At 70.7% G+C, this 11,046-nt stretch carries 10 protein-coding genes; 3 read left to right on the plus strand and 7 right to left on the minus strand.

Translation table 11 applies throughout. The features are described 5' to 3' along the window. Positions 1–2: 2 nt before the first annotated feature. From AC3EUV_RS32915 to AC3EUV_RS32945, 7 genes are read right to left on the minus strand one after another with little or no spacing between them, the layout of a single operon-like run. Positions 3–776, minus strand: a complete 774-nt coding sequence (locus AC3EUV_RS32915; protein WP_435604508.1) for a cyclase family protein — start codon at positions 774–776, stop codon at positions 3–5. Next, positions 773–2,026 carry an FAD-dependent monooxygenase gene (locus AC3EUV_RS32920; protein ID WP_435604509.1) on the minus strand — a complete coding sequence of 418 codons (1,254 nt, stop codon included), beginning with the start codon at positions 2,024–2,026 and terminating at the stop codon, positions 773–775. Before AC3EUV_RS32920 ends, AC3EUV_RS32915 begins: the two co-directional genes overlap by 4 nt. A gap of 9 nt (positions 2,027–2,035) precedes the next feature. After that, on the minus strand, positions 2,036–2,833 hold the full coding sequence (locus tag AC3EUV_RS32925) for an SDR family oxidoreductase (protein ID WP_432146122.1): 798 nt from the start codon (positions 2,831–2,833) through the stop codon (positions 2,036–2,038). Between the two features lie 22 nt (positions 2,834–2,855). After that, positions 2,856–3,602, minus strand: a complete 747-nt coding sequence (locus AC3EUV_RS32930; protein WP_435604510.1) for an SDR family NAD(P)-dependent oxidoreductase — start codon at positions 3,600–3,602, stop codon at positions 2,856–2,858. Continuing rightward, positions 3,586–5,436 carry an AMP-binding protein gene (locus tag AC3EUV_RS32935; protein WP_435604511.1) on the minus strand — a complete coding sequence of 617 codons (1,851 nt, stop codon included), beginning with the start codon at positions 5,434–5,436 and terminating at the stop codon, positions 3,586–3,588. Before AC3EUV_RS32935 ends, AC3EUV_RS32930 begins: the two co-directional genes overlap by 17 nt. Beyond that, positions 5,429–6,472: an aromatase/cyclase gene (locus AC3EUV_RS32940; protein WP_435604512.1), complete on the minus strand. Its 1,044-nt coding sequence runs from the start codon at positions 6,470–6,472 to the stop codon at positions 5,429–5,431. Before AC3EUV_RS32940 ends, AC3EUV_RS32935 begins: the two co-directional genes overlap by 8 nt. Positions 6,473–6,502: 30 nt before the next feature. Beyond that, a complete protein-coding gene (locus tag AC3EUV_RS32945) occupies positions 6,503–7,306 on the minus strand; it encodes an SDR family NAD(P)-dependent oxidoreductase (protein ID WP_432146126.1) in 804 nt (267 codons plus the stop codon). A 236-nt stretch (positions 7,307–7,542) separates the two neighbouring features. On the opposite strand from AC3EUV_RS32945, the gene AC3EUV_RS32950 reads away from it, so the two are divergent. The 3 genes from AC3EUV_RS32950 to AC3EUV_RS32960 form a co-directional block, all read left to right on the plus strand. After that, entirely contained in the window at positions 7,543–8,217 is a 675-nt protein-coding gene (locus AC3EUV_RS32950; RefSeq protein ID WP_432146127.1) for an O-methyltransferase, read from the plus strand. 265 nt (positions 8,218–8,482) lie between these two features. Further along, positions 8,483–9,955, plus strand: coding sequence for a GMC oxidoreductase (locus AC3EUV_RS32955; protein ID WP_435604513.1), 1,473 nt, complete (start codon positions 8,483–8,485; stop codon positions 9,953–9,955). Positions 9,956–10,248: 293 nt separating this feature from the next. Further along, the coding region (locus AC3EUV_RS32960) for an AfsR/SARP family transcriptional regulator (protein ID WP_435604514.1) at positions 10,249–11,046 on the plus strand (798 nt) is incomplete at its 3' end.

Genomic DNA, 11,046 nt, shown 5'->3' on the forward strand with positions numbered 1-11,046 from the left:
GTTCACCTATCGGCCAGCGCCACCACCCGTGACCAGCCCGCGCCGGCCCCGGCGATCTTCACCGGCAGACAGCTGACGGTGAATCCGGTCGAGGCCGGCAGGTCCTGAAGGTTGGCCAGCCGTTCAAGCTGGCAGTACTCCTGCTGACGTCCGGCGAAGTGGGCCGGCCACAGCACGTCCCGGTTCCCGGTGCGGTGGTACTCGCGGATGATGTGGGTGAAGGGTGCGTCGAGGCTGAAGGCGTCGGTGCCTATCACCCGTACTCCCAGGCCGAGCAGCAGTCTGGTGGCCGGCCCGTCCAGGCCGGTGAATTCGGTGAAGTACTCGGGTTTGCCGAGGTGCCGGTCGGCGCCGGTGTGCAGCAGTACGACGTCCAGCGGCCGGGGCCGACGGCCCACGCGCGCGAACTCACGCTCCAGGTGCTCGACCCCGACCGTGCCTGTCCCGGCCTCCCGCAGGTCCAGCAGCATGCCGGGCCGCACGAACCAGTCCAGCGGCATCTGGTCGATGGTCCGGGGAGTGCGTCCCTCTGCCGCGGGGCCGTAATGCGCGGGGGCGTCGACGTGAGTACCGGTGTGGGTGGTGAGTGTCAGGTAGTCGTTGGTGAGAAAAGCGCCGTCGGGGAAGATGTCCGGATCGAGGTCCAGATCGAAGTGTTCCTTCATCTCGTCGCGGACGTGCAGGGCCGCTTGATGGGCGTCCAGCACCCGGTGCACCACCTCGTCCGGTTCCCAGAACGAGGCGTCGATGGGTGAGGACAGATCGATGATTCTCATGCTCCGGCAGCCTCCCAGCGTGTCGGTTCCGCCTCGTTGAACAGGTCCGAGCGCACCGTGACCGGCCGGGCCCCGAACGCGATGGCGCGCAGGATCTTGCCGTAGAGCGGGGTGTGCGCCAGGGCACGCGCAGCCAGCGGCCGGACCATCCCGGCGATCCGGCCTCCGCCGCCGAGCATCGCCTTGCTCTGCCGGGCCTGGAGGGTGAAGACCTGCTCGATGTCCTTGCGGCGGCCCGGCACCCAGCTCGACAGCGCCGCCTTGCCGAAGTCCCCGGCCCGCAGGGCGGACAGCAGCACCGGGTGCAGCAGAACGGCGTCCTGCACGGCCAGGTTGATGCCCTGGGCGCCGATCGGGCTGTGCGTATGGGCGCTGTCGCCGAGCAGGACCAGGCCGTCGATCGCCCACTCCTCGGCATAGCCGGAGAAGACATCGAGCAGGGTCAGGTCGCCGAGCTCCTTGACCTGTTCGAGGACTTGGTCCGCGTACTCCGGGACCGCCCGCGCGATCCGGGACCGCAGCTGTTCCACTCCTTCCTCCGCGACCCTCCGGTAGCCGTTGTGTGGCAGGGTCCAGCCGATCTGCACGCAGTCGGGATACGAGTCGTAGATGAGGACCGGTGTGCCGTCGGTCCGGTGCACCCGCACGGTCCGGTCGCGGCGGTCCCCGGCCGGCACCCGGAACCACAGGATGTCGTGCGCGAAGGCGTCCAGGCGGTGCTGTTCGATCCCGGCCAGCCGCCGGGTCTTCGAGTACCGGCCGTCGGCGGCGACCGTGATCGGCGCGGTGATCCGGCGGCGTCGCTCGCCCTGTCCGCACACGATGCCGGTGACGGCGTTTCCGTCCCCGGACAGCTCCCGCAGGCCGCAGCCGTCCAGGTAGGTGAAGCCCGGATACCGGGAGCAGGCATCGAACAGCTCTGTCAGGAGGTGCTGTTGGGGCAGGCTCAGCAGGAAGCCATAGGGCGGCGGGAGGGTCCCGTAGTCGATGTTCATCAGCAGGCGCTCGTTCTCCACGAGCTGGAACCGGCCGAGTTCGTAGGCGCCGCGGGCGCGTGCTCCGGCGAGTACGCCCAAGTCGTCCAGGAGTGTCATCGCGCCGGGCTGGAGGATCTCGCCCCGGTACTCGCGGTCGAAGGACCGGGAGCGTTCCACGACGGTGACCCGGACGCCGGACCGCAGCATCAGCAGGGCCAGTGTCAGGCCGGCCGGGCCGGCGCCGACCACGCAGACGTCGGTGGTGATGTCCACGTCCACCCCTCAGGCCCGCAGGCCGAGGCCGCCGTCCGCCACCAGGACCTGCCCTTGGATCCAGGCGGCCTCCGGCGCGCACAGCAGGGCGATCACGTCGGCGACGTCCTCGGGGCGGGTGAGGCGGCCGTTGGGGGTGCGGGAGGCCAGCAGCCCGGCGATGGCCGGGTTGGAGGTGTGCTCCCCCTTGTCGAGCAGGTGGGTGGAGACGCCATTGACGGTGATGCCGAAGGGCGCCAGGTCGACGGCGAGGTAGCGCAGCAGGTTCTCCAGCGCCGCCTTGGCGACTCCGGTGGCGAGGTAGTGCGGGATCACCTCGAACGCCCCGTTGCCGGAGACAGCGATGATCCGGCCGCCCTCCGGCATCAGCTTGGCGAGCGTGCCCGCGCCGTGCAGAAGCGGGTTGAGGGCGAGGGCGATCTCGTCGAAGAGGGGGCCGACGTCCGGTGCCACGGGGAGCATCGGGTGCATGGTGGCGGCGTTGTGCACGAAGATGTCCAACTGGCCGTGCTCGTCCCGGATCCGCTCCAGCAGGCCGGCCAGGAACTCGGCCGAGCGGATGTCTCCCTTGACCGGTGTGGTGCTGCCCGGCAGGTCCGCAGCCGCTTCCACGGCCTCGGCGGCGGCCGCGTCGTCGGCGGCGTAGTTCAGGTAGACATGGCAGCCGGCCTTCCGCAGCCGGTGGGCGATGGCCCGGCCGAGTCCTCGGGATGCTCCGGTGACCAGGGCGATCTTGTCGGCTCGGAAGAGACGTGGGGGTTCGCTGCCGGGGTCGGGAGAGTGGTGCGCGGCGCGCTGCTCGTTCATGTGCCAAACCGCCTTCGCGTGATCAGGGCCGACCGCCGTTGACCACCTGAAGGTGGCCGTTGACGGGGGCGGACAGGTCGGAGGCGAGCGCGAGAACGCAGCCCGCCACTTCGTCGGGGGTGGTCGGGACGATGCCCGGGCCCAGGGGACCGCCGTGGGGCGTACCGGGGTCCTGCACCGGGCCGGGTGCCACGCAGTTGACTCGTACGCCCTCGCCCGCCAGGTCGTGGGCCAGGGCCAGGGAGAGACCGGCCACCGCCGCCTTGACCGCGCACAGGTGGGCCGCGGCGGGCCGGCCGCGGACCCCGGCCAGCGAGGACAGCAGCACGACCCGGGACTGTCCGGCCGCGGCCAGCAACGGAAGAGCAGCGGTGACCAAGTCGAAGGCCGCGACCAGGTCGGTGTCCAGCAATGCGCGGAACTCCTGGGCGGTGAGCTCGGTGGCCGGCCGCGGTCGGCCGTTGTAGCCGGTGATGCAGTTGACGAGGACGTTCAGCTTCTGCACGCCCGCCGCGTCGAGTGCCGCGCGCAGCGTTTGCGGCCCTTCGGGCGCGGCGAGGTCGGCGGTCACCGGATGCGCGCGGACGCCGTGTTCGGCGGCGACGCGGTCGGCGAGTGCGCCGGCCGCCTTCTCGTCCCGGCCGTGTACCACGACCGTGGCGCCCGCCGCGGCGAATGCGCGCACCACCGCGCCGCCCACCAGTCCGGTCGCCCCCGCCACCAGTACCTGGGCTCCGGCCAGGCCCAGCGGGTCAGCCGCGTGCGACATGCGACACCACGGTGTGCAGCTGCGGCGTGGCCTTGGCGACCGAGGCGAGTTCGCGTATGTGCTCCTGGAAGCCCTCGGACTGAACGACGTGCAGGTGTGCCGCCGCGTCCTCCCAGCGAGCGATGTTGGTGTAGACGTTCGGGTTGGTCAGCGAACGGACCAGGGTGTGGTCGATGAACCCGGGCTGCGTGCGCATGTACACCGAGCTGGCCTCGAAGACCTTCTCGAACTCCTCGGGTGCCGAGGTCAGGATGAATTCGTTGATCAGGATCACCATCGGGGAACCTCCGTCGAGTCGTGCGTGGAAGGAAGCCCGCAGCTCACGCCGCGGAATCTTGCCGTTGGGGGTACGGGGAAGCCGTGCGACGACTTCGTGACCGCGGACCTGCTTGTAGTAGGGCAGCCGGGCGTTGAGCCGGCCGATGATCCGCTCCGCCTCCCCGGGGGAGCCGGGGTCGGTGAGGACGAGCAGGGCATGGGCGACCGCGCCGGACACCGGGTGCGGCCGGTCCAGGACGACGCTGTCGGAGACGGCCGGGTCTTCGGCGAGGGCGGCTTCGATCTCGGTGGGCGAGACGAGCCAGTTGTCGCACTTGAAGACGTCCTTGATGCGGTCGGTGAGGTGAAGCCGGCCGTCGGGGTCGATCCGGCCGACGTCACCGGTGGCGAGCCAGCCGTCCGCGTCGACGGCCGGGCCGTGCTCGGCGTCGAGGTAGCCCCGCATCACCTGAGGTCCTCTGAGCTGGATCTCCCCGTTCTCGCCGGGCGGCAGCACCGTTGCGTCGTCCAGGGACACCACCCGGTGCTCGGTCCCCTCGACCGGCCGGCCGACCGATCCAGGGCGGTGGTCGCCGGGCCGGTCGAAGTGGGTCAGGGGCGAGGTCTCGGCCAGTCCGTATCCCTGGACCACGGGGACGCCGAACTGCGCGGAGAGGGTGTCGGCCACGGCCGGGGCGAGCGCGGACCCGCCGGAGGCGATCATCTGGGCGTCCGGCAGCCGCAGTTGCGACAGCCGGGGGTGGGCGGCCAGCTGGGCCAGCCGGGCGGGCAGCAGATACAGATGGCTCGCGGCGTGCGTGCGGGCCCGTTCGATCGCCTCCGCGGGGTCTGCTGCGGGCACCAGGACCTGGGTCGCTCCGGCGGCGAGGGCCGAGTTCATGTGCATGGGGTGGTAGCTGGGGAAGTGCACGAGGGTGACGGAGGTAGTGTCCAGACCGTGCGCCCGGGCGGTCTGGACCGCGTTGACCGTCACATTGCGGTGGCTGAGCACGACGGCCTTCGGCCTCCCCGTGGTGCCGCTGGTGAAATGCAGCGCGGCCGGATCATCCGGGGCCGCGCGGTGCTCGGGCACGCCCGAGCCGGCCGCGTCGAGCAGGTCCGCGAAACGCGGTGCCTGCCGGTCGTCGCCCGCGAAGCCGTCGCCGAGGACCGCGACCAGTTCCAGCCCGCGCAACCCGCCGTGTATCCGGCGCAGCCGGGCGTAGAGCTCGGCACCCACCAGGGCGGCCCGCGCGCCGGACTTCTCCAGCACGTACTGAAGTTGCTGCTCGCGCAGCAGCGGGACCACCGGGAGTGCCAGATTCCCGCTGCGCAAGGCACCGTGGTAGGCGATCACCACGTCGGGGTGCAGATCCGCCCCGATCGCGACGACTGCGCCCCCTGCCCCGAACCGTTGCCGCAGCAGCGCGGCGCACCGGTCCACCGCCGCGTCGAGGCCCGCGTAGGTGACCGTACTGCCGCCGAGGACGAGCGCGGGGTGATCGCCGGACCGGCGGGCGCTGGACCGCAGCAGCAGATCGGCGCGGGCCGGGAGCCCGTCCAGGAGGTCAGGCACCGGGGGTCCCCTCTACAAATGCCTTGGCCCGCTGGAGGGTTGCGGAGCTGTTGCGGCCCAGCGCGTCCCGGACGAAGGCCCGGGCCTGCTCCTCGGTGGCGTCAGGCCCCAGCACCCGGCCGATGGCTTCCCTCGCCAGCACGACGGTGTGCTCCGCGGTCGCCGTGACGCCCCCGGCCCCGTCCTCCACCAGCAACCAGCTGCCGGTGTGCACGCGCAGCAGGGCGGGGGTGACGAGCTGCTTGTAGTGGATGCTGTGCGGCGCGGCGCAGACCCGGACCGACCGGGTGGTGTGGGACGAGCCGTCGGCGGTCCGGGTGTCCATCTCCAGGATCTGCACACCGGGCACCTCCTCGGTGAGCTCCACGCGGGCGACGTGGGGCAGCCGCTCCACCCAGTGCTCCGCGCGGTTCAGGAAGGCGTGTACCGCGGCGGCGGTCCCGTCGATGTGCAGGCTGTCGCGGAAGGTGAAGCCGGTCTCCCGACCGGTTGCGGCGTCCCGTGCCGCCTCGGCCAGGGCGACCAGTTCGGCGCGGCTGTTGCCGTCGACCGCCTTCTCCAGCCAGGCGAGCGTCTCGGCGTCGTCGTCGACAGCGGAGTAGGCGTGGGTGAGTACCACCTCGCTGCCGCCCGCCACCGGGCGTACGATCCATTCCCCGCCCATGGCGGCGATCGGTGCCACCGGCCGGTCCTGCCCGAACGAGATGCGCTGCCGCACGGGATCGACCACCCGGCGGGAAGTCCAGGTGCGCGCCCCGCCGTTGGCGGTGGCCCACAGCTGAAGCCGTTCCGGGCCGCCACCTTCCGGTGCCCGCTCCAGGAAGCGGGCGTGAACGGTGGGCGGGAAGATCAGCGGCCACCGCTCGACGTCGGCGAGCAGGGCGAAGACCACCGCCGGGGCGGCGGGGACGGTGATGGTGTGCGTCACGTCGACGCGGGTCGGGTCACCGGGACGTTGGCCCGGTGTGCGCCGCGAGGGGCCGACGGTGAGGTCCGAAGAAGGGGGCGTGGTGGTGTGGGGCGTGCTCTGTGACACGTGTGCACCTTCCGAAAGGGAGCCGGGCGGTCAGTAGTTGCCGAGCCCGCCGCAGACATTGAGCGCCTGTGCGGTGACGGCGTCCGCGGCCGGCGAGGCGAGGTAGCCGACCATGGCGGCCACCTCCTCAGGCGTGGTGTAGCGGCCGAGCGGAATCTTGGCCTCGAAGCGTTCGCGGATCTGCTCCTCGCCGGTGTTCCAGGCCTCGGCGTAGGCCCGGCGCACTCGCTCCGCCATGGGAGTCTCGACGTATCCGGGGCAGACCGCGTTGACGGTCGTTCCGGAGGCGGCGAGTTCCAGTCCCAGGGCCTTGGTCATGCCGACCACACCGGCTTTGGAGGCGGAGTACGGGGCGGCGAGGACGACGCCCTGTTTCCCGCCGGTGGAGGCGATGTTGATGATGCGTCCGCGCGGCCGGCCGAGTATCCCGCCGGCCGAAAGCACCTCCCGGGTCACCAGGAAGACGCTGTTGAGGTTGGTGTCGATGACGTCGTACCAGACCTCGTCGGGGAGTTCGGCGGTGACGCCGCCTCCGTTGCGGCCGGCGTTGTTGACCAGCACATCGATCGGGCCGTAGGCCGCTACGGCCGCGGCGACCAGCGACCTCACCTCCGCACGGGAGCGCACATCACATGGCGTGCCGTCGGCCTCGTAGCCCTGGGCACGCAGTTCCTTGACGGTGGCGGCCACGTTCTCCGCGGAGCGGGCGCACAGAAAGACCCGCATTCCGCTTTCGGCCAGGGCGCGGGCGGTAGCGAGCCCGATGCCGCTGGTGGCGCCGGTGATCAGGGCTGTGCGCCGGTCCGCCGGGGTACTGGTGTTGCTGACAGGCATCTCGCTCCTCGTTCCTGGCCGCAGCGCGGCGTCATCGGGGCCTTGGCCGGTGCGTGGGATCGGTGCCCGGCGTCCTGGCGAGGCTGGCGGGAGCCGGTCGAGGTCCGCTCGAACACAGCTGGAGCGTTGTGGCGGGATGTGGACTGGCTTTCAAGCGCTTCTCCAGTTGCCGTCCCTACGTTGTTCACGCCCTGGCAACGGCCGGGGCCTGTGGGGGAACTGATTAAGGAGTGGTGATGGAGTTTCCTGCCGACCAGCCGATGCGGGTGCCGGCAACCCAGGAGGTTGTCGACTACGCGGTCGCCCACGGCATCGCACCGCTGCCCGCCCATCAGGACCTGGTGGTACGCACCGAGAAGGAGACGGGCGACAAGGCCGGCATGCGGATCGCACCCGAACAGGGCGCCCTGATCACGCTGTTGACCCGGATGGCGGGTGCCCGACGGGCGATCGAGGTGGGCACCTTCACCGGCTACTCCTCGCTGTCCATCGCCCGCGCCCTGCCCTCCGACGGGCACCTGCTGTGCTGCGACACCAGCGAGGAGTGGACACGCATCGCCCAGGACGGGTGGAAGTCGGCGGGACTGGACGACCGGATCGAGCTGCGCATCGGCCCGGCCCTGACGACCCTGCGGTCCCTGCCGCGCGAGGAGAGCATCGACTTCTCCTTCGTCGACGCCGACAAGACCGGCTACGCCGCGTACTTCGAGGAGCTTGTCATCCGGACCCGTTCGGGCGGTCTGATCGTCTTCGATAACGTCCTCTACGGCGGCCGGGTACTCGGCGACGAGCCGGTGACCGGCAACGCCGCCGCGCTGCGCGAGTTCAACCCGGCGCTCGCGGCCGATCCGCGGGTCGAGGTGGTCATGCTGCCGCTCGCGGACGGCCTGACTATCGCCCGCAAGCGCTGATCCCCTCCCTGCCGCCTTCCGTACGTCCGCCCACCGGGCCGTGGCCGACTGCGGGCTGCACGAGGTCTGCGCGCGGCCGCCGGCGAATGCTGTGGGGCATCCCGGCGGCCAGGCGCCGCCCGTCGGCCGGACACATCGGCCACCGCCGCGCGTTCCAGCACCGTTCTTCGTTCAGCCAAGGAGTGGTATGTCAGGCAGAAGCAGGCTCTCCCGTCGCCGCTTTCTCACCGGTGTCGCGGCAGGAACCGCACTCGGAGTTCTCCCGATGCGTTCCGCAGCCGCCGCCGAACCCGTCAAGATACTGATCATCGGCAGTGGTTACGCCGGCAGCGTCGCCGCGCTCAGGCTCGCGCAGGCCGGGCTGGACTCGGTGGTCCTGGAGCGCGGCAAACGGTGGCCCATCACCGCCCAGGGCGGCACCTTCGCCACCCCGGCGGCCCCGGACGGCCGGGCTTCCTGGCTGAACTCGTGGAGTCCCTTCGTCAACCAGCAGCTCGACGTCTACCCCGGGGTGCTCGAGTCCTTCCGCGCCAACGGGGTCATTGCGCTGGCCGGCGCGGGCGTCGGCGGCGGTTCCCTGGTCAACAATGCCGTCATGCTCAAGCCGTCGCAGGCCGCGTTCAACCGGGCGTTCGGCACCCACATCAACTTCGACGAGATGAGCGAGCGGTGGTACGCCAGGGCCCGCTCGCTGATCGGCCCGACCCCGATGCCGGACGACATCTACGCCTCCAGCCACTACACCGCCGCGCGCTCGTTCACCGCCGAGACCAAGGCCGCCGGACTCGCGCCCTTCCGGGCCGACATGGCAGTGGACTGGCAAACGGTGCGGATGGAACAGGCGGGCACCCGCGAGGCATCGCTGATCATCGCTCGCTCCATCTGGGGCGCCAACAGCGGCGCCAAACGCAGTGTCGACCGGACCATCCTGGCTGCCGCCGAGGCCACCGGCCGGGTATCGGTCGAGACGCTGACCCGGGCGGTGGACGTGGTGCCCTCGGCCGGCCGCTACCTGGTGCGGTGCGAACGCATCGACGACACCGGTGCCGTGGTGGCCCGGCCTGAGTACAACGCGGAGCACGTCTTCTTCGCCGCGGGTTCGATGGGCACCAGCCGGCTGCTGGTAGCCGCCAGGGACCGCGGTAGCCTGCCCGCCCTGCGCGCGGCGGTGGGCAAGGGCTGGGGCACCAACAGCGACCGGCAGACGGTCCGCGGGGGCATGCCCTGGAACAACCCCACGCAGGGCGGTCCGTCCGGCATCGTGGCCCAGGACACCGACAACCCCTACGAACCGGTCACGATGATCAATTTCCCGTGGCCGATACCGCCCGCGGACGGCACCGGGGCACTCGGCGCCCTCGCGATGACCACGTGCTCCGCCGACGGGTACTTCACCTACGACGCGGCCACCGACAACGTGTCCCTGACCTGGCCGAGCACCAGCCCCTCGGCCCTGCGCGCCACCCAGGCCGTGACGGCCACCGTGAACCGGATCAACGCCGCCAACCCCGGAACCTCCACGCTACGGCTGAACGCCGACACCGCCTCCCACACGCTCGGTGGCGTGGCACTGGGCCGGGCGTGCGCGACAGACGGGCGGCTGTACGGCTACAACAACCTCTACGTCATCGACAGCTCGCTCATCCCCGGCACCATGGCGACGGTGCCGCCGGCGCTGACCGTCACCGCGCTCGCCGACCGATGCGTGGAGCAGGCGCTGAAGCGCATCCTGCGCTGAGGCACACGGACAGCCTGCCTTTCGGCGGTGGGCAGGTCGGTTGCGCTGCCGAGAAGCAGGCGATGTGCCCGCCGCTCATTACCGGTACAAGATCCTTCGCTCACAATTTTTCGGGCGGATTCAGATCTCATCCTGATATGTCCGCTCACCGGGCCGCGCCAGCGGCCGCCCTTCTGGGTAGCGTTCGGGTGCATCACAGGCGCTGCACGCGAAGTGGCCAGAGAATGTCAGCGCTCAGGGGGAGCGCAGCACGGCACCAGGGGCATAGGGCAACGCAGACACGGGGGGAACGGATGGACATTTCCGTCGGCATACTGGGGATGCTGGAGTTGCGGTTCGGGGACATGGAGTGCGTTCCCAGCGCGCCCAAGCCGAAAAAGGTGCTGGCACTTCTTCTTCTCTACCTGAACCAGATCGTCCCGGTCTCGGCCCTGGTGGAAGAGCTATGGGGGAACCGGCCGCCGGTCAGCGCCCGGACGACGCTCCAGACGTACATCTTGACGCTCCGCAAGCAGTTGCAACGCGTGGACACTGCCTATGGCGAGTTCCTGGTGACGATCGGCCCCGGGTACATGCTCCGGGTGCCTGAGGCGGCGTGCGACGTACATCGATTCAACCAGCTGGCCAAGGAGGGCCGGGAAGCGATCAGTCGGGGCGACGACGTGGCGGGGGTGGCCTTGCTGCGTCAGGCGCTGGGCCTGTACCGGGGGCAGGTACTGGTCGACGTCGACGCCGGCCAGCTGGTCACCGCCCACGTGATAAGGCTGGACGAAGTGCGGCTCAACACCCTTGAGTTGTGCATCGACGCCGAGATGCGGCTCGGCCGGCACCAGGAACTCCTCGACGAGCTCGCCACACTCGCTGCCGATCACCGCTTCCACGAGAACCTGCACGCCCAGTACATGCGGGCGCTGTGGCGGTCCGGGCGCCGCTCCTGCGCACTGGACGTGTACCGGCGGCTGCGTCTGGCTCTCGCGAAGGAACTCGGCATGGAACCCGCCTGGTTCCTCCAGCAGCTACAGAGCGCCATCCTCTCTTCCGCCGCACCGCGGCAGCTCCAGGCGCTTCCGGGCCGCGGCCTGTCGTGCGAG

Source organism: Streptomyces sp. bgisy130, from assembly GCF_057708345.1.